The organism is Prauserella endophytica (assembly GCF_005146945.1).
Taxonomy (GTDB): Bacteria; Actinomycetota; Actinomycetes; order Mycobacteriales; family Pseudonocardiaceae; genus Prauserella_A; species Prauserella_A endophytica.
Genome location: NZ_SWMS01000013.1, coordinates 80757 through 98293, shown reverse-complemented (window position 1 = coordinate 98293; position 17537 = coordinate 80757). Strand labels below are relative to the sequence as shown.

The 17537-nt window shown below is 67.1% G+C and carries 20 protein-coding genes; 4 read left to right on the top strand and 16 right to left on the bottom strand.

Annotated features, from left to right (window positions below):
- Positions 1-41 precede the first annotated feature (41 nt).
- The 15 genes from rpsQ to rpsL all read right to left on the bottom strand — a co-directional run bounded on the left by rpsQ (position 42) and on the right by rpsL (position 10216).
- Positions 42-323, bottom strand: coding sequence for a 30S ribosomal protein S17 (rpsQ, locus tag FCN18_RS22905; protein WP_110334828.1), 282 nt, complete (start codon positions 321-323; stop codon positions 42-44).
- Positions 320-574 carry a 50S ribosomal protein L29 gene (rpmC, locus tag FCN18_RS22900; protein ID WP_112276858.1) on the bottom strand — a complete coding sequence of 85 codons (255 nt, stop codon included), beginning with the start codon at positions 572-574 and terminating at the stop codon, positions 320-322. Before rpmC ends, rpsQ begins: the two co-directional genes overlap by 4 nt.
- On the bottom strand, positions 574-993 hold the full coding sequence (rplP, locus tag FCN18_RS22895) for a 50S ribosomal protein L16 (protein ID WP_009152383.1): 420 nt from the start codon (positions 991-993) through the stop codon (positions 574-576). Before rplP ends, rpmC begins: the two co-directional genes overlap by 1 nt.
- 3 nt (positions 994-996) lie before the next feature.
- Positions 997-1839, bottom strand: a complete 843-nt coding sequence (gene rpsC, locus FCN18_RS22890; protein ID WP_112276856.1) for a 30S ribosomal protein S3 — start codon at positions 1837-1839, stop codon at positions 997-999.
- Entirely contained in the window at positions 1839-2258 is a 420-nt protein-coding gene (gene rplV, locus FCN18_RS22885) for a 50S ribosomal protein L22 (protein WP_112276854.1), read from the bottom strand. The genes rpsC and rplV overlap by 1 nt, the downstream gene beginning before the upstream one ends.
- A gap of 27 nt (positions 2259-2285) precedes the next feature.
- Positions 2286-2567, bottom strand: a complete 282-nt coding sequence (gene rpsS, locus FCN18_RS22880; RefSeq protein ID WP_009152380.1) for a 30S ribosomal protein S19 — start codon at positions 2565-2567, stop codon at positions 2286-2288.
- 18 nt (positions 2568-2585) lie between these two features.
- The gene (gene rplB / locus FCN18_RS22875; protein ID WP_112276852.1) at positions 2586-3419 is read right to left on the bottom strand and encodes a 50S ribosomal protein L2; all 834 of its coding nucleotides are present in this window, start codon (positions 3417-3419) and stop codon (positions 2586-2588) included.
- 14 nt (positions 3420-3433) lie between these two features.
- Positions 3434-3745: a 50S ribosomal protein L23 gene (gene rplW, locus FCN18_RS22870; protein WP_112276850.1), complete on the bottom strand. Its 312-nt coding sequence runs from the start codon at positions 3743-3745 to the stop codon at positions 3434-3436.
- Entirely contained in the window at positions 3742-4431 is a 690-nt protein-coding gene (rplD, locus tag FCN18_RS22865) for a 50S ribosomal protein L4 (protein ID WP_112276848.1), read from the bottom strand. The genes rplW and rplD overlap by 4 nt, the downstream gene beginning before the upstream one ends.
- Complete coding sequence (gene rplC, locus FCN18_RS22860) at positions 4428-5084, bottom strand: 50S ribosomal protein L3 (RefSeq protein ID WP_112276846.1); 657 nt, start codon at positions 5082-5084, stop codon at positions 4428-4430. The genes rplD and rplC overlap by 4 nt, the downstream gene beginning before the upstream one ends.
- Before the next feature lie 68 nt (positions 5085-5152).
- Positions 5153-5458 carry a 30S ribosomal protein S10 gene (gene rpsJ / locus FCN18_RS22855; protein WP_003883485.1) on the bottom strand — a complete coding sequence of 102 codons (306 nt, stop codon included), beginning with the start codon at positions 5456-5458 and terminating at the stop codon, positions 5153-5155.
- Between the two features lie 337 nt (positions 5459-5795).
- Positions 5796-6989: an elongation factor Tu gene (tuf, locus tag FCN18_RS22850; protein ID WP_110334820.1), complete on the bottom strand. Its 1194-nt coding sequence runs from the start codon at positions 6987-6989 to the stop codon at positions 5796-5798.
- 207 nt (positions 6990-7196) lie between these two features.
- Positions 7197-9296, bottom strand: coding sequence for an elongation factor G (gene fusA, locus FCN18_RS22845; RefSeq protein ID WP_112276844.1), 2100 nt, complete (start codon positions 9294-9296; stop codon positions 7197-7199).
- A gap of 75 nt (positions 9297-9371) precedes the next feature.
- Positions 9372-9842 (bottom strand): 30S ribosomal protein S7, encoded by a 471-nt coding sequence (rpsG, locus tag FCN18_RS22840; protein WP_110334818.1) that lies wholly within the window; start codon positions 9840-9842, stop codon positions 9372-9374.
- On the bottom strand, positions 9842-10216 hold the full coding sequence (gene rpsL / locus FCN18_RS22835; RefSeq protein ID WP_003102113.1) for a 30S ribosomal protein S12: 375 nt from the start codon (positions 10214-10216) through the stop codon (positions 9842-9844). The genes rpsG and rpsL overlap by 1 nt, the downstream gene beginning before the upstream one ends.
- Before the next feature lie 401 nt (positions 10217-10617).
- On the opposite strand from rpsL, the gene FCN18_RS22830 reads away from it, so the two are divergent.
- Genes FCN18_RS22830 through FCN18_RS22815 form a run of 4 tightly spaced genes read left to right on the top strand, consistent with a single transcriptional unit; the run spans position 10618 to position 13421 of the window.
- Entirely contained in the window at positions 10618-11193 is a 576-nt protein-coding gene (locus FCN18_RS22830) for a YbaB/EbfC family nucleoid-associated protein (protein ID WP_112276842.1), read from the top strand.
- The gene (locus FCN18_RS22825; RefSeq protein WP_137096066.1) at positions 11190-11531 is read left to right on the top strand and encodes a type VII secretion target; all 342 of its coding nucleotides are present in this window, start codon (positions 11190-11192) and stop codon (positions 11529-11531) included. The genes FCN18_RS22830 and FCN18_RS22825 overlap by 4 nt, the downstream gene beginning before the upstream one ends.
- A complete protein-coding gene (locus FCN18_RS22820) occupies positions 11524-12666 on the top strand; it encodes a hypothetical protein (RefSeq protein ID WP_137096065.1) in 1143 nt (380 codons plus the stop codon). The genes FCN18_RS22825 and FCN18_RS22820 overlap by 8 nt, the downstream gene beginning before the upstream one ends.
- Before the next feature lie 20 nt (positions 12667-12686).
- Positions 12687-13421, top strand: coding sequence for a hypothetical protein (locus FCN18_RS22815; RefSeq protein WP_113641391.1), 735 nt, complete (start codon positions 12687-12689; stop codon positions 13419-13421).
- A 198-nt stretch (positions 13422-13619) separates the two neighbouring features.
- Here FCN18_RS22815 and FCN18_RS22810 read toward each other — a convergent pair whose 3' ends face one another.
- The gene (locus FCN18_RS22810; protein WP_112276834.1) at positions 13620-17531 is read right to left on the bottom strand and encodes a DNA-directed RNA polymerase subunit beta'; all 3912 of its coding nucleotides are present in this window, start codon (positions 17529-17531) and stop codon (positions 13620-13622) included.
- Positions 17532-17537 lie beyond the last annotated feature (6 nt).

Below are 17537 nucleotides of genomic sequence, written 5' to 3'. Positions count from 1 at the left end.
GCCCGAGCCTGGCGGAACGAATGGGGCTGGCAGCCCCCTGATTACTTGGCCTTCTCGCGGATCTCGACCAGTCGCCACCGCTTGGTGGCCGACATCGGCCGGGTCTCCATCAGCAGCACGCGGTCACCCACGCCGGCGGTGTTCTGCTCGTCGTGCGCCTTCACCTTCTTGGTGGAGCGCATGACCTTGCCGTACAGCGGGTGCTTCTTGCGGTCCTCGAGCTCGACCACGATCGTCTTGTCCATCTTGTCGGACACGACGAGGCCCTCACGGACCTTCCGGTAGTTGCGGCCGGAGTCCTTCTTCTGCACCGGCTCGGTCATGCGGCACCTTCACTCTCGTCAGTCTCGTCAGGCGCGACGGAGAGGCCGAGCTCGCGCTCACGCATCACCGTGTAGATGCGCGCGATGTCCGCGCGGACCGTGCGCAGCCTGCGGTTGTTGTCGAGCTGTCCGGTCGCCATCTGGAACCGGAGGTTGAACAGCTCCTCCTTGGCTTCCTTCAGACGGAGCACGAGCTCTTCCGCAGTGAGCTCACGAAGTTCTGACGCCGCAACTCCTGCTGCACTCGCCATCAGAACTCACCACCTTCGCGGGTCACGATCCTGCACTTCATCGGCAGCTTGTGGATCGCGCGGCGCAGAGCCTCACGAGCCACCGCCTCGTTCGGGAAGCTCATCTCGAACATCACGCGGCCGGGCTTGACGTTGGCGACCCACCACTCGGGCGAGCCCTTACCGGAACCCATGCGGGTCTCCGCGGGCTTCTTGGTGAGCGGGCGGTCCGGGAAGATGTTGATCCAGATCTTCCCGCCACGCTTGATGTGACGAGTCATGGCGATACGAGCGGACTCGATCTGCCGGTTGGTCACGTAGCTGTGCTCAAGCGCCTGGATGCCGTACTCACCGAAGTTGACCTTCGTGCCGCCCTTGGCGGCGCCGGACCGCTTCGGCGAGTGCTGCTTGCGGTGCTTGACCTTGCGTGGGATGAGCACGCGTCAGCCCTCCGTCTTCTCTGCTGCGTCCGGCGAGGCCACTTCGGGGGCCTGGCTGGTCGCGACGTCTGTGTCGGCCTTCGCGGCAGCCGCGCGGCCAGCCTCGGTCGACGTCGGCGTGGTGCCCGACGAGCCCGAACGGCGACGCGAGGGACGCTCCCTGCGCGGGGCGCGCTCGGCCGCCGCGGCGGCGTCCCGCTCGGCCTTGCCCTTGAGGCCGCCGATGACGTCACCCTTGTAGATCCACACCTTCACGCCGATGCGGCCGAACGTCGTACGGGCCTCGAAGAAGCCGTAGTCGATGTCGGCGCGCAGCGTGTGCAGCGGAACCCGGCCGTCGCGGTAGTGCTCGGAGCGGGACATCTCGGCACCGCCGAGACGGCCGCTGCACTGCACGCGGATGCCCTTGACCTGCGGCGAGCGCATGGACGTCTGGAGCGCCTTGCGCATCGCGCGCCGGAAGGCGACGCGGTTGGACAGCTGCTCGGCGACACCCTGCGCGACGAGCTGGGCGTCGGCCTCGGTGTTCTTCACCTCGAGGATGTTCAGCTGCACCTGCTTGCCGGTGAGCTTCTCCAGCGCGCCACGGATCCGGTCGGCCTCCGCGCCGCGGCGGCCGATGACGATGCCCGGCCGGGCGGTGTGGATGTCGACGCGGACGCGGTCGCGGGTGCGCTCGATCTCGACCTTCGAGATGCCGGCCCGCTCCATGCCGGTGGACAGGAGCTTGCGGATCTTCACGTCCTCGGCGACGTACTCCGAGTACTGCTTGTCGGCGTACCAGCGCGACTTCCAGTCAGTGGTGATCCCGAGCCGGAAGCCGTGCGGGTTGATCTTCTGGCCCACTACCGGCCACCTGCCTTCTTCTTGCTCTTGGTCTTGGCTTCCGGCCGCGACTCGACCTCGACCGTGATGTGGCTGGTCCGCTTGCGGATCCGGTAGGCGCGGCCCTGGGCACGCGGCCGGATGCGCTTGAGCGTCGGGCCCTCGTCGGCGTAGGCGTTCTTGATCCAGAGCGTGTCCGGGTCAAGGTCGAGGTTGTTCTCGGCGTTGGCCATGGCGCTGGCGAGCACCTTCGCCACCGGCTCGCTGGCCGCCTGCGGGGCGAACCGGAGCACGGCCAGGGCCTCGTTGGCGTTGCGGCCCTTGATCAGCTCGATCACCCGGCGCACCTTGGTCGGCGAGTCCCGGACGAACCGAGCGCGAGCGAAAGCCGTCGGCAGTGCTTCCGCTGCCTCGGCCTCCGCACCATTACGCGCGTTCATCGTTACTTCCTTCTCTCAGGTGCGCGCTCAGCGGCGACGCGACTTGCGGTCATCCTTGACGTGGCCCTTGAAGGTCCGCGTCGGGGCGAACTCGCCCAGCTTGTGCCCCACCATGGCCTCGGTGACGAACACCGGGACGTGCTTGCGGCCGTCGTGGACCGCGATGGTGTGACCGAGCATGTCCGGGATGATCGTGGACCTGCGGGACCAGGTCTTGATCACGGTCTTCTTGCCCGACTCGTTGAGCGCGTCCACCTTCTTGAGCAGGTGGTCGTCCACGAACGGGCCCTTTTTCAGGCTACGCGGCATGTTCTTCTACCTCCCTGCTCAGCGCTTCTTGCCGGTACGCCGGCGGCGGACGATCAGCTTGTCGCTTTCCTTGCGACGGCGGGTGCGGCCCTCCGGCTTACCGTTCGGGTTCACCGGGTGACGACCACCGGACGTCTTGCCCTCACCACCACCGTGCGGGTGGTCCACCGGGTTCATGACGACACCGCGGACGGTGGGGCGCTTGCCCCGCCAGCGGTTGCGGCCCGCCTTGCCCCAGTTGATGTTCGAGTGGTCGGAGTTGCCGACCTCGCCCACGGTGGCCCGGTTGCGCACGTCCACGTTGCGGATCTCGCCCGAGGGCATCCGCAGCTGGGCGTACGGCCCGTCCTTGGCGACGAGCTGCACGCGGGCACCCGCCGACCGGGCGATCTTGGCGCCGCCGCCGGGGCGGAGCTCGATCGCGTGGATCACGGTGCCGACCGGGATGTTGCGCAGCGGCAGGTTGTTGCCGGGCTTGATGTCGGCGCGAGGGCCGCTCTCCACCCGGTCACCCTGCTTGAGCTTGTCCGGCGCGATGATGTAGCGCTTCTCGCCGTCGGCGAAGTGCAGCAGCGCGATGCGGGCCGAGCGGTTGGGGTCGTACTCGATGTGCGCGACCTTGGCGGGAACGCCGTCCTTGTCGTTGCGCCGGAAGTCGATGATCCGGTACGCACGCTTGTGGCCGCCGCCCTTGTGCCGGGTGGTGATCTTGCCCGACGAGTTGCGGCCACCGGACTTGCTCAGCGGGGCCAGGAGCGACTTCTCCGGCGTCGACCGGGTGATCTCGGCGAAGTCGGAGACGCTCGAGCCACGCCGTCCCGGCGTAGTCGGCTTGTACTTGCGGATGCCCATGTCTTCTCAGTCCCTTACGCGGCTGGTCCGCCGAAGATCTCGATCGGCTTGCTCTCGGCCGACAGCGTCACGATGGCGCGCTTGGTGTCCTTGCGCTTGCCGAAGCCGTACCGGGTGCGCTTGCGCTTGCCGGGGCGGTTGATCGTGTTCACGCTGATGACCTTCACGCCGAACACCTTCTCGACCGCGACCTTGATCTGGGTCTTGTTGGCGTCCGGGCGAACCAGGAACGTGTACTTGTGGTCCTCGAGCAGCCCGTAGGACTTCTCGGAGATCACCGGCGCGATGAGGATGTCGCGGGGGTCGGGGATCGCCACGGAACTCACTGCTCGTCACTCCCTTCGGCCTCGCTCGACGTCGCGGAAGCCTTGGCGCTCCTGCCCTTGGCCGGGCCCGCAAGGAAGGCGTCGAACGCCGCCTTGGTGAACACCACGTCGTCGTTGACCAGCACGTCGTAGGTGTTGAGCTGGTCCGGCGTGATCAGGTGGACGTGCGAGAGGTTGCGGGCCGAAAGCCAGCTCAGCTCGTCGTCACGGTGCAGCACCACGAGAACGCGCTTCGCCTGCGACAACGACGAGAGAACCTTCTTGGCGTCCTTCGTGGACGGCTTCTCGCCGGTGACCAGCTCGGTCACCACGTGCACCTGGCCGGCCCGCGCCCGGTCCGAGAGGGCGCCACGCAGTGCGGCGGCCTTCATCTTCTTCGGGGTGCGCTGCGTGTAGTCACGCGGCGTGGGGCCGTGCACCGTGCCACCGCCGGTGAACTGCGGCGCGCGAACCGAACCCTGACGAGCCCGGCCGGTGCCCTTCTGCCGGTACGGCTTGCGGCCACCGCCGCGGACCTCGCCGCGGGTCTTCGTGTCGTGCGTGCCCTGGCGAGCGGCGGCCAGCTGAGCCACCACGACCTGGTGCATCAGCGGGATGTTCGCCTGCACGTCGAAGATCTCGTCGGGGAGCTCGACCGTGCCGTCGGCCGTGCCCGCCGGGGTCTTCACCTCGACCGTCGCGGTCATGCCGTCACACCACCCTTCGCGGCGCTGCGGACGAAGATCAGGCCGCCCTTGGGGCCGGGAACGGCACCCTTGATCAGCAGCAGGCCGTCCTCAGCGCGCACCGAGTGCACGGTGAGGCCCTGCGTGGTGACCCTCGCGTTACCCATCCGGCCCGCCATGCGGAGGCCCTTGAACACGCGACCCGGCGTGGCGCAGCCGCCGATCGAACCGGGAGCGCGGTGCTTGGCCTGGTTACCGTGGCTGGCGCCCTGGCCCTTGAAGCCATGGCGCTTCATCACACCGGCGTAGCCCTTGCCCTTGCTGGTGCCGGTCACGTCGACCACCGCACCGGTCTCGAACACCTCGGCCGTGATCTCCTGGCCGACCTCGTACGAGTCCGCGTCGGTGGTGCGCAGCTCGGCAACGTAGCGCCGGGGCGTCACGCCCGCCTTCTCGAAGTGACCGGTCTTCGGCTTGCTGACCCGGCGCGGGTCGATCGCGCCGAAAGCCAGCTGCACGGCCGAGTAGCCGTCCTTCTCCTGGTTGCGCACCTGGGTCACCACGTTCGGCCCGGCCTGCACGACGGTCACCGGAATGATCCGGTTGTTCTCGTCGAAGACCTGCGTCATGCCGAGCTTGGTGCCCAGAATGCCCTTCACTTGCCTGTCAGACATAATCCGTCTCTTATCTCCGCCGCTGCGCGTGCCCGATGGTCGGACCCTGCAAGCAGGTCCTCCGACGCTTACTGGATGTTCACGTCGACACTCGCCGGCAGGTCGATGCGCATGAGCGCGTCGACCGTCTTCGGCGTCGGGTCGAGGATGTCGATCAGCCGCTTGTGCGTGCGCATCTCGAAGTGCTCGCGCGAGTCCTTGTACTTGTGCGGCGAGCGGATGACGCAGTAAACGTTCTTTTCGGTGGGCAGCGGCACCGGCCCAACCACGGAAGCGCCGGTGCGCGTGACCGTCTCGACGATCTTGCGTGCGCTGGCGTCGATCGCCTCGTGGTCGTAGGCCTTGAGCCGGATGCGGATCTTCTGTCCCGCCATGGTGGCAGCTCGTTCCTTCGTCTCGTGCCGCTATCTCAAACCAACGCTCGGCGCCGGTTCTCGCACGTCAACGACCTGGTCTCCGGTCCACGCGGTCGGGCGTGTCGCGCCCACTGCGCAGACCGATCCCTCAGGATCGTTGTTCGTGCCTAGGTCTTTACCTCGTGAAGCACCGGCCAAGCCGGATGCTCCTGACTCGCGGAAGCCGCAAGCCCAGGACACTCACGGCAGGGCGGCCGATTCATATTGGGTTTGATTCCTCAGAATCGGCCGCCCCGCGTCGAGCAACCTTAATAGGATGCCATATCGAAATCAGGCATCCGCACCCGGGGGTGCGTTACTTGATGATCTTGGTGACCTGGCCGGCGCCGACGGTACGGCCACCCTCGCGGATGGCGAACCGCAGACCCTCGTCCATGGCGATCGGCTGGATCAGCTTCACCGAGATGTTGGTGTTGTCGCCCGGCATGACCATCTCGGTGCCCTCCTCGAGGGTCACCACGCCGGTCACGTCCGTGGTACGGAAGTAGAACTGCGGGCGGTAGTTGTTGAAGAACGGCGTGTGACGGCCACCCTCGTCCTTGGAGAGGATGTAGACCGAACCCTCGAACTCCGTGTGCGGAGTCGTGGTGCCGGGCTTCACGACGACCTGGCCGCGCTCGACGTCCTCGCGCTTGATACCACGGAGCAGCAGGGCGGCGTTGTCACCGGCCTGGCCGTAGTCGAGCATCTTGTTGAACATCTCGATGCTCGTCACGGTGGTCTTGCGAGCCTCGGGGCGGATGCCGACGATCTCGACCTCTTCGTTCAGCTTGATCTCGCCGCGCTCGATACGGCCGGTGACGACCGTACCGCGACCGGTGATCGTGAAGACGTCCTCGACCGGCATGAGGAACGGCTTGTCGACCTCACGCTCCGGCTCCGGAACGTTGTCGTCCACGGCCTCCATCAGGTCGAGCACGCTCTGCGCCCACTGCTCGTCGCCCTCGAGGGCCTTGAGGCCGGAGACGCGGACCACCGGAGCGTCGTCGCCGGGGAACTCCTGCGAGCTGAGCAGCTCACGGACCTCCATCTCGACGAGCTCGAGGATCTCCTCGTCGTCGACCATGTCGGCCTTGTTCAGGGCCACCACGATGTAGGGCACACCGACCTGACGCGCGAGCAGCACGTGCTCACGGGTCTGCGGCATCGGGCCGTCGGTCGCCGCGACCACGAGGATCGCGCCGTCCATCTGGGCCGCACCGGTGATCATGTTCTTGATGTAGTCGGCGTGACCCGGGGCGTCGACGTGCGCGTAGTGACGCTTGTCGGTCTGGTACTCGACGTGCGAGATGTTGATCGTGATACCGCGCTGCTTCTCCTCAGGCGCGTTGTCGATCTGGTCGAACGCACGCGACTGGTTCAGCTCCGGGAACTTGTCGTGCAGAACCTTGGTGATCGCCGCGGTCAGGGTGGTCTTCCCGTGGTCGACGTGACCGATGGTTCCGATGTTGACGTGCGGCTTGCTCCGCTCGAACTTCGCCTTCGCCACTGGAATGTCCTCCTGGACTTACTTACTCGCTGGCCAGCGTGGCTGCCGGCCTGCGACTCGATCTGGTCGGTTGTGCGGACCTTAGGGGGAGGCCCCTTTCGCGCCCGCGTTGGGTGCTGGTGGAGAGTTACTCCCCCGTCGCCACTGGGTCTGATGGAAGGCTCCGGGCTCGCTCCGCTCCTCGCTCGCCGGGGCTCGCTACGATGCTCACTCCCCCGTCGCCTTCGCGATGATCTCCTTCGCCACGTTCGCCGGAACCTCGGCGTAGGAGTCGAACTGCATGGAGTAGTTCGCACGACCCTGGGTGCGCGACCGCAGGTCGCCCACGTAGCCGAACATCTCCGACAGCGGCACGAGCGCCTTCACGACGCGCGTGCCAGACCGCTCCTCCATGGCCTGAATCTGGCCACGGCGGGAGTTCAGGTCACCGATGACGTCACCCATGTAGTCCTCAGGGGTGGTGACCTCGACGGCCATCATCGGCTCGAGCAGTACCGGGTTCGCCTTCCTCGCGGCTTCCTTCATCGCCATCGAACCGGCGATCTTGAAGGCCATTTCCGAGGAGTCGACCTCGTGGTACGCACCGTCCAACAGGGTGAACTTCAACCCGACGAGCGGGTAGCCGGCCAGCACGCCGTACTGCATCGCGTCCTGGGCGCCCGCGTCGACCGACGGGATGTACTCCCTCGGCACGCGGCCACCGGTCACCTTGTTGTCGAACTCGTAGAGCGCGCCGTCCGTGGTCTGCAGCGGCTCGAGCTTGACGATCACCTTCGCGAACTGACCGGAGCCACCGGTCTGCTTCTTGTGGGTGAACTCGAGCTTCTCGACCGTGTTGCGGACGGTCTCGCGGTAGGCGACCTGCGGCTTACCGATGTTCGCCTCGACCTTGTAGTCCGACTTCATCCGGTTGACGAGCACCTCGAGGTGCAGTTCGCCCATACCCTCGATGATCGTCTGACCGGTCTCCTCGTCCTGGCTGACCCGGAAGGTCGGGTCCTCCTCGGCGAGCTTCTGGATCGCCGTGGAGAGCTTCTCCTGGTCGGCCTTGGTCTTCGGCTCGATGGCGACCTTGATGACCGGCTCGGGGAAGGTCATCGACTCCAGCACGATCGGGTTCTGCGGATCGCACAGGGTCTCACCGGTCGTGGTGTCCTTCAGGCCGATCACGGCGTAGATGTGACCGACCTGGGCCTCGTCGACCGGGTTCTCCTTGTTGGAGTGCATCTGGAAGATCTTGCCGATGCGCTCCTTGCGCTCCTTGGTCGAGTTCATGACCTGAGCGCCGGAGGCGACCTTGCCCGAGTAGACCCGGATGTAGGTCAGCTTGCCGAAGAACGGGTGCGCGGCGATCTTGAACGCCAGCGCCGAGAACGGCTCGTCGACCGAAGCCTTGCGCGAGGCCGGGGTCTCGCCGTCGGTCAGGGTGCCCTCGACCGCGGGGACGTCCAGCGGCGAAGGCAGGTAGTCGATGACGGCGTCGAGCATGGGCTGCACGCCCTTGTTCTTGAACGCCGAACCGGCCAGCACCGGGAAGGCGGAGCGCTCGATCACCATCTTGCGGATGGCGGCCTTGATCTCGGCCTCGGACAGCTCCTCGCCGCCGAAGAACTTCTCCATCAGGGAGTCGTCGGTCTCCGCGACGGCCTCGACGAGCTTCTCGCGGTACTCGGCGGCCTTGTCGGCGAGCTCGGCCGGGATGTCCTCGACCTCGTAGTCCTCGCCCTTCTTGACATCGCCGCGCCAGGTCAGCGCCTTCATGCGGACCAGGTCGATGACGCCCTGGAAGTCGCTCTCGGCGCCGATCGGCAGCTGGATGACCAGCGGGCGCGCACCGAGGCGCTCCTCGATGGTGCGCACGGTGAAGTAGAAGTCCGCGCCCAGCTTGTCCATCTTGTTGACGAAGCAGATCCGGGGGACGTCGTACTTGTCGGCCTGGCGCCACACCTGCTCGGACTGGGGCTCGACGCCCTCCTTGCCGTCGAAGACGGCGACCGCGCCGTCGAGCACCCGCAGGTTGCGCTCCACCTCGACGGTGAAGTCGACGTGCCCCGGGGTGTCGATCAGGTTGATCTGGTGGTCGGCCCAGAAGGTGGTGGTGGCAGCCGAGGTGATGGTGATACCCCGCTTCTGCTCCTCCTCCATCCAGTCCATCGTCGCGGCGCCGTCGTGCACCTCGCCGATCTTGTAGTTGATCCCGGTGTAGAACAGGATCCGCTCGGTGGTGGTGGTCTTACCGGCGTCGATGTGGGCCATGATGCCGATGTTGCGGACCTTGTTCAGGTCTGTCAGCACGTCACGTGCCACTTCAGTGTTCCCCTGTCTCAAGCGTGGGGCCCGGCATTGGCTCGATCAGTCGGACCGGGCGGCGGTGTTCGTTGCTCACCAGCGGTAGTGGGCGAAAGCCTTGTTGGACTCGGCCATCTTGTGGGTGTCCTCGCGGCGCTTCACGCTGGCCCCGAGGCCGTTGCTCGCGTCGAGCAACTCGTTCTGCAGGCGCTCGATCATGGTCTTCTCGCGGCGGGCCCGCGCGAAGGTGACGATCCAGCGCAGCGCAAGGGTGGTCGACCGGCCGGGCTTGACCTCGATCGGCACCTGGTAGGTGGCACCACCGACCCGGCGGCTCTTCACCTCGAGGGTGGGCTTCACGTTGTCCAGCGCGCGCTTCAGCGTGACGACCGGATCCGTGCCGGTCTTCTCGCGAGCGCCTTCCAGTGCGCCGTAGACGATGCGCTCGGCCAGCGAACGCTTGCCGTCCGTCAGCACCTTGTTCACCAGCTGCGTGACGAGCGGCGAGGCGTAGACCGGGTCAGCGATCAGCGGCCGCTTCGGGGCCGGACCCTTGCGGGGCATTAGCTCTTCTCCTTCTTCGCGCCGTACCGGCTGCGCGCCTGCTTGCGGTTCTTCACGCCCTGCGTGTCGAGCGAACCGCGGATGATCTTGTAGCGAACACCCGGCAGGTCCTTCACACGGCCGCCACGCACGAGCACCATCGAGTGCTCCTGCAGGTTGTGGCCTTCACCGGGAATGTAGGCGGTGACCTCGATGCCGCTGGTCAGCTTCACACGCGCGACCTTGCGCAGCGCCGAGTTCGGCTTCTTGGGCGTGGTGGTGTACACGCGGGTGCACACGCCGCGCCGCTGCGGGCTCCCCTTGAGCGCCGCGGTCTTCTGCTTGGCAGCCTTGTCCTGGCGGCCCTTGCGGACCAGCTGCTGGATCGTGGGCAATGGACCAGCTTTCTGTCGCGTCCTGTAGCTCTACGTTGTCTCCCCGGTCCCCGAGGTCGGGCGTGTCGGCCCGCGTCAGGATCTCTCGATCCGCTAACTTCCCATCGGGATTGCCGTGGATCTCCGTCTGGCCCTGGTCGCGAACCGGGCACGAGGCACCGGCTCATGAGCCGACAGGCACACGGAGTGGCCCGACAGCCTGCCGGGCACGGTCGTCAAAGATACCCGCCTGTGTTCATGGCGACCACATCGGGGGTCGGTTTCGACCGACGACGCGGCACGGACGGGTGGCTTACGTCCACCAGTTTACCGGATACGCACCCGGAAACGAGGTCCGATGGTCCATGATGGGGCCGCATCGCGCTGGTCAGTGCCAGCAACCATAGTCCGGGAGGCCCCTCGTGTCAGCGGAGTTCGAGCAACTCGTCGCGGAGTTCGAAAAATTCCAGTCGAAGATCAAGAATGTCGACGACCAGCTCGCCAACCTCGGCCAGATGCAGAGTGAGATCTCCGAGCTCCAGGGAGTCGCCACCTCGGCCGACCGCTCCGTCACCGTCGTGGCCGGCCCCGGCGGGGCCATCAAGGACATCCAGCTCACTGACAAGGCGATGGCCCAGCCCCCACAGGCCCTCTCGGCCACGCTGCTCTCGACCGTGCAGCAGGCGGTCGCCGAGTCGGCCCGCAAGCAGGCCGCGATCGTCGAGGAGCACATGGGCGGCGGACTGAACCTCACCGACCAGGTGCTGGACTCGCAGGCGCGGTTGTTCGGCAAGGACCCGGAGGAGCTGCGAGCCGCCATGGCGGAGGAGCGCCCCCGCCACCGGTCGGCCGAGGAGGAGCGCCACGACGACTACTCGCAGCGGAGCGTGCTGAGCTCCGGCGACGACCGGGGCAGGCAGACTCCCCCACCGCCCAGCTCTGGCGGCTCCTCCGCTGGCGACACGTTCCTCAAGAACCTGTTCGACGACCAGCGATGAGCGGCGGCTACCACGTCGACGTCCCGGCGTTGCACGAGTACAAGGACAACCTGGGCAGCTACCAGGAGCAGGCGGGCAGGTTCACCGAGCTGGTCGCCAGTGCCGACGTCGGCGACGAGTCCTGGGGGATCATCGGGCTCTTCACCAAGAGCCAGTACACGGAGACGCTCGGTCAGCTCCAGGAGCACCTGAGGAGCATGCAGGACGGGCTGAAGTCCGCTTCGGACAAGATCACCAGCGCCGCCGAGCGGTACCAGGCCATGGACGACGAGGTGGCGCGGCTCATGAACGAGATCCTGAACCGGATCGAGGCCGCCAAGGAGTCACGTCATGGCTGAGGTGAAGGACGCCACCGAGGGCGTCGACGTCCAGGTCTCCGACGACTCCGGCTTCATCAACACCGGCAACATCGTCGGTGCGCTGCCCGGACCGATCAGCGGCGGCGTCGGCCTGGTCAGCAGTTTCGTCGAGGGGCCAGGCAAGGACCCCGACGTCGGCGACGTCGCCCACCACGCCGCGTCACTGCTCACCGACAGTGTCGGGTTCGTGCAGTCGCTCGCGAGCACGGCGATGGAAATCGCCTCCGATCCGCTCGGCTGGCTGATCGGGCAGGGCCTCGACTTCCTCATCAGCGTGATCCAGCCCCTGCAGGACGCCCTGCACTTCGTGAGCGGGGACGGTCCGGCGCTGGAGGAGGCCGCCGGCAACTTCGGCAGTATCGGCGAGGGCTTCCAGGCGATGAGCGAGGACTTCGTCCGCGTAGCCGACGAGGCGCTCGCCGGGTGGAGCGGCGAGGCGTCGGAGGCCGCGAAGGCCGCGCTGGCCGACTTCGCCGACGGGGTCAGCGGCGTCGCCGCCAAGTCCGGCAACGTCGCTGAGATCCTGCAGGCCTCCAGCATGCTGATGACCGTCGTGGAGGAGGTCATCAAGGCGATCATCACCGAGTTCGTCAAGTGGCTGATCATGATCTGGGTTCCGGCGCTCGCCGCCGCGATCCCCACCGCGGGCGCGTCGACGGCCGCCGCGGGCACGGCCACCACCGCTCAGGCGACCACCACGGTCACCAGCACCACGCAGAAGGTCAACAAGCTGACCCAGCTGCTCAACAAGATCAAGGCCTGGTTCGCCAAGCTCAAGTCCACGTTCACCAAGACGTTCACGAAGGGCGGCATCATGGACGCCGCCCGCGACGGCGTCGCGGACGCGGCACGGGACGCCGGGATCGACGCGAGTCAGAGCATGGGCCGCAAGCTCGCCAACGCCGGTCTCGCGAGCCTCGACAAGGGCGCCGAGGCCGCGATCAAGCAGGTGACCGGCATCGACCCCGGCAAGACCGACGACCCGGGCGGGCTCGCCCAGGGCTTCGTCAAGCACCAGCTCGACCAGTCCGAGAAGGAAGGCAAGCGCGCCGACTACGACGCCATCGGCACCGAGCAGTCCGACAGGGAAACCTCGAGCGACCTCGATGTCTGAGATGCCTGAGAGGAACCGGCTTGGGTAGCAGCGAGATCGTCGGCGGCGCCATCGGTGCCGTCATCCTCCTGGCGGTGATCGCCGTGGGGCTGCACCGCGTGTTCGTGGCCGGGCCGCGCAGGCGGGCGACCGAAACCGACCGCGTGGCAGGCATGACAGGGCTCGTGCAGCGTCTCAACGCGACAGTCCACACGGCACAGAGCGGGACGCGGCCCTCCTTCGGCGTCCTGCCCGAACCCCGCTACAACCACGCCAGCGACGCGCTCCGCCCGATCGAGCAGTTCGACCAGGCGGTCGAGTTCGCCCACCGCAACCACCAGGTGCTGGGCGTCGACTACACGTACAACGTCAGGGCCATCGAGGCAGGCCGGAGCGTGGTCCGGTGGCTGCAGAACAACATCGTCCAGGTGCGCACCCCGCCGACCCCGCGCCTGCGGATCTCGGCGCGCAAGCCGGCGGGGCTCACCTACCGAGGTGACGAACTGACCGTGTTCCAGCTCGGCAACGCGCGCTTCGACGACGTCTTCGAGGTGGCGGCCGCGGACGAGCGTTTCGCCAGGACGGTGCTCACCGGGCCGGTGCTCGACCTCCTGCTGTACGGAAGCCGGTACCGGGACAAGTTCCTCGAGTTCGACGAAGGCGTGGTGCGCTCCGAGTTCGCTGGGCGGCTGGACGCGGACGTGCTGCTCGCCAACGCCGACCTGCTCATCGACTTCGTCGAACGCCTCCCCGCGCAGGCGTGGCAGTTCCGCTAGGCGGCGAGGCCTCCGGTGGCGAGGGCAGCCCTCCAACCGCAGTGAAGGCCACCTTCACTGCGTTCAACGCAGTCAAGGTGGCCTTCACTGCGGTTGGGGCGAGGGCGGAGGTCGCCCCTCCCCCGCTCCCAGCAGTAGGCACGGAAAACGAAGAGCCCCCGCAGCACCTGGCTGCGGGGGCTCCGTCGTTCGTGCCTTCTAGCGGAAGTCGCGACCGAAGTCGTAGTCGTCCAGCGGCACGGCGGCACCGGTGCCCGTACCGAACACGTCCGGGGTGTAGTAGCCGTCGTCGTAGGACGGGATCGCGTACGCCGCGACCCGCGCCTCCTCGGTCGGCTGCACCTGGATGTTGCGGTACCGGTTGATGCCCGTACCGGCCGGGATCAACTTACCGATGATCACGTTCTCCTTGAGGCCCACGAGCTTGTCGCTGCGGCCGTTGATCGCCGCGTCGGTCAGGACACGCGTGGTCTCCTGGAACGACGCCGCCGACAGCCACGAGTCCGTGGTCAGCGAGGCCTTCGTGATACCCATCAGCACCGGGCGACCCGAGGCAGGCTCGCCGCCCTCGGCCACCGCCTGCCGGTTGACCTGCTCGAAGCGCGTGCGCTCGGGCAGCTCGCCGGGCAGGAACTCGGTGGCGCCGGAATCGATGATCGTCACGCGGCGCAGCATCTGCCGCACGATGACCTCGATGTGCTTGTCGTGGATCGACACACCCTGCGCCCGGTACACCTTCTGGACCTCGTCCACCAGGTGCATCTGAGCCTCGCGCGGACCCATCACACGCAGCACCTCGTGCGGGTCCGGCGTGCCCTCGAGCAGCAGCTGACCGACGTTGACGTGGTCGCCGTCCGCCAGCGGGCCGTTCGGGCCGACCGCGAGCCGCTGCCGCTTCGACAGCTTGTCGAAGACGATCTCCTCGCTGCCGTCGTCCGGGATCAGCGTGATCTTCCAGAACCGCTCGCTCTCCTCGATGCGCACACGGCCATCGACGTCGGCGATCGGCGCCTTGCCCTTCGGGACCCGGGCCTCGAACAGCTCGGTCACACGCGGCAGACCCGTGGTGATGTCGTCACCGGCGACACCACCCTGGTGGAAGGTACGCATGGTCAGCTGCGTGCCGGGCTCACCGATCGACTGGGCGGCGACGATACCCACGGCCTCACCGACGTCGACCAGCTTGCCGGTCGCCATCGAGCGGCCGTAGCAGGTCGCACACACACCCTGAGCCGACTCGCAGGTGAGCACGCTGCGCACCTTGACCTTGGTGATGCCGCTCGAGATCAGCGTCTCGATGGCCGGGTCACCGAGGTCGTCACCGGCGTTGAGCACCACGTTGCCCTGAGCGTCGACCGCGTCGACCGCGAGGCAGCGCGCGTAGGCGCTGGTCTCGACGTGCTGGGTGCGCACGACCCTGCCGTCGCCGAGGTCCTCACCGATGACCATGTTGATGCCGCGACCGGTGCCACAGTTGATCTCGCGGACGATGACGTCCTGCGACACGTCCACCAGACGACGGGTCAGGTAACCCGAGTCGGCGGTCCGCAGCGCGGTGTCGGCAAGACCCTTCCGGGCACCGTGGGTGGCGATGAAGTACTCCGCCACCGAGAGACCCTCACGGAAGTTGGACTTGATCGGACGCGGGATGTACTCACCCTTCGGGTTCGACACCAGACCACGCATACCGGCCAGCGACCGGACCTGGGTCATGTTGCCCGCCGCGCCGGACTTCACGATCATCGCGATCGGGTTGTCCTCGGGGAAGTGCTCCTCCATGACCTTGGCGACGTCCTCCGTCGCCTGGCCCCACACCTTGACGAGCTCGTTGTTGCGCTCGGCGTGCGAGAGCTGGCCACGCTGGTAGCGCTTCTCCACCTGCGACGCCCTGGCCTCGTACTGGTCCAGGATCTCCTTCTTCTCCGGCGGCACGAGCACGTCGGAGATGGCGACCGTGACACCGGAGCGCGTGGCCCAGTGGAAGCCGGCGTCCTTGAGCCGGTCCAGGGTCTGCGCGACCTGCGTCATCGAGTACCGCTCGGCGAGGTCGTTCACGATGACCGCCTGCCGCTTCTTCGGCAGGGGCTCGTTGACGAACGGGTAGTCGGCGGGCAGCAGCTCGTTGAACAGCACCCGGCCCAGCGTCGTCTCGGCCAGCCAGGTCTGGCCCGGCTCCCAGCCGTTCTCGCGGAGCTTGGCCTCCTCGGCCTTCGGCGGCTGGCGGTCCTTGACGCGGATCTTAACCGGCGCGTGCAGACCGACCTGCTTCATGTCGAACGCCATGATGGCCTCGGCCACCGAGGAGAACGCCTGACCGGCGCCCTTGGCCTTCTCGTCCAGCCTGGTCAGGTGGAACAGACCGGTGACCATGTCCAGACGCGGCATGGCGAGCGGACGACCCGAAGCCGGCGACAGGATGTTGTTCGCCGACAGCATCAGGATGCGGGCCTCGGCCTGCGCCTCCGCCGACAGCGGGAGGTGCACGGCCATCTGGTCACCGTCGAAGTCCGCGTTGAACGCCTCGCAGACCAGCGGGTGCAGCTGGATGGCCTTGCCTTCCACCAGCTGCGGCTCGAAGGCCTGGATGCCGAGGCGGTGCAGCGTCGGAGCACGGTTGAGCAGCACCGGGTGGCCGTTGATGACCTCTTCCAGCACGTCCCAGACCTGCGGGCGAGCCCGCTCCACCATGCGCTTGGCGGACTTGATGTTCTGCGCGTGGTTGAGGTCGACCAGCCGCTTCATGACGAACGGCTTGAACAGCTCCAGCGCCATGTCCTTCGGCAGACCGCACTGGTGCAGCTTCAGCTGCGGACCGACGATGATGACCGAACGGCCGGAGTAGTCGACACGCTTGCCGAGCAGGTTCTGGCGGAACCGGCCCTGCTTGCCCTTGAGCAGGTCGGACAGGGACTTCAGCGGACGGTTGCCGGGGCCGGTCACCGGGCGCCCGCGGCGGCCGTTGTCGAACAGCGCGTCGACGGCCTCCTGCAGCATCCGCTTCTCGTTGTTGACGATGATCTCGGGCGCGCCGAGGTCGATCAGTCGCTTGAGGCGGTTGTTGCGGTTGATCACGCGGCGGTACAGGTCGTTGAGGTCCGACGTGGCGAAGCGGCCACCGTCGAGCTGCACCATCGGCCGCAGCTCCGGCGGGATCACCGGGACGGCGTCGAGCACCATGCCGCGCGGGTCGTTGCCGGTGGCCTGGAAGGCCGCGACGACCTTGAGCCGCTTGAGGGCACGGAGCTTCTTCTGCCCCTTGCCGCTGCGGATGGTCTCGCGCAGCGACTCGGCCTCGGCGTCCACGTCGAACTCGGTGGCCAGCTTCTGGATGGCCTCAGCGCCCATGCCGCCGGTGAAGTACTCGCCGTAGCGGTCGACCAGCTCGCGGTAGAGCAGCTCGTCGACGATCAGCTGCCGCGGCTCGAGCTTGGTGAACGTGGACCAGACCTCCTCGAGGCGGTCCAGCTCACGCTGGGCCCGGTCGCGGAGCTGGCGCATCTCACGCTCGCCGCCCTCCTTGACCTTGCGGCGCACGTCGGCCTTGGCGCCCTCGGCCTCGAGCTCGGCGAGGTCGGCCTCGAGCTTCTGCGCCCGCGCCTCGATGTCGGCGTCGCGCTTCGCCTCGATGTTCTTGCGCTCGACGCTGATCTCGTTCTCCAGCGTCGGCTGGTCGTTGTGCCGCAGCTCGGTGTTGACGCCGGTGATGACGTAGGCCGCGAAGTAGATGATCTTCTCGAGGTCCTTCGGCGCCAGGTCGAGCAGGTAGCCCAGGCGCGAGGGAACACCCTTGAAGTACCAGATGTGCGTGACCGGGGCGGCCAGCTCGATGTGGCCCATCCGCTCACGGCGCACCTTGGCACGGGTCACCTCGACACCACAGCGCTCGCAGATGATGCCCTTGAAGCGAACTCGCTTGTACTTGCCGCAGTAGCATTCCCAGTCGCGGGTCGGACCGAAGATCTTCTCGCAGAAGAGCCCGTCCTTCTCCGGCTTCAGGGTGCGGTAGTTGATGGTCTCCGGCTTCTTGACCTCACCGAAGGACCACTGACGGATGTCGTCGGCGGTGGCCAGCCCGATCCGGAGCTCATCGAAGAAGTTGACGTCCAGCAAGATGCT

What these genes read in the sequence shown, in the direction of transcription:
- rpsQ (WP_110334828.1), bottom strand. Translation starts at nt 323, where the DNA reads ATGACCGAGCCGGTGCAGAAGAAGGACTCCGGCCGCAACTACCGGAAG.
- rpmC (WP_112276858.1), bottom strand. Translation starts at nt 574, where the DNA reads ATGGCGAGTGCAGCAGGAGTTGCGGCGTCAGAACTTCGTGAGCTCACT.
- rplV (WP_112276854.1), bottom strand. Translation starts at nt 2,258, where the DNA reads ATGAACGCGCGTAATGGTGCGGAGGCCGAGGCAGCGGAAGCACTGCCG.
- rpsS (WP_009152380.1), bottom strand. Translation starts at nt 2,567, where the DNA reads ATGCCGCGTAGCCTGAAAAAGGGCCCGTTCGTGGACGACCACCTGCTC.
- rplB (WP_112276852.1), bottom strand. Translation starts at nt 3,419, where the DNA reads ATGGGCATCCGCAAGTACAAGCCGACTACGCCGGGACGGCGTGGCTCG.
- rplD (WP_112276848.1), bottom strand. Translation starts at nt 4,431, where the DNA reads ATGACCGCGACGGTCGAGGTGAAGACCCCGGCGGGCACGGCCGACGGC.
- rplC (WP_112276846.1), bottom strand. Translation starts at nt 5,084, where the DNA reads ATGTCTGACAGGCAAGTGAAGGGCATTCTGGGCACCAAGCTCGGCATG.
- rpsJ (WP_003883485.1), bottom strand. Translation starts at nt 5,458, where the DNA reads ATGGCGGGACAGAAGATCCGCATCCGGCTCAAGGCCTACGACCACGAG.
- rpsG (WP_110334818.1), bottom strand. Translation starts at nt 9,842, where the DNA reads ATGCCCCGCAAGGGTCCGGCCCCGAAGCGGCCGCTGATCGCTGACCCG.
- FCN18_RS22825 (WP_137096066.1), top strand. Translation starts at nt 11,190, where the DNA reads ATGAGCGGCGGCTACCACGTCGACGTCCCGGCGTTGCACGAGTACAAG.
- FCN18_RS22820 (WP_137096065.1), top strand. Translation starts at nt 11,524, where the DNA reads ATGGCTGAGGTGAAGGACGCCACCGAGGGCGTCGACGTCCAGGTCTCC.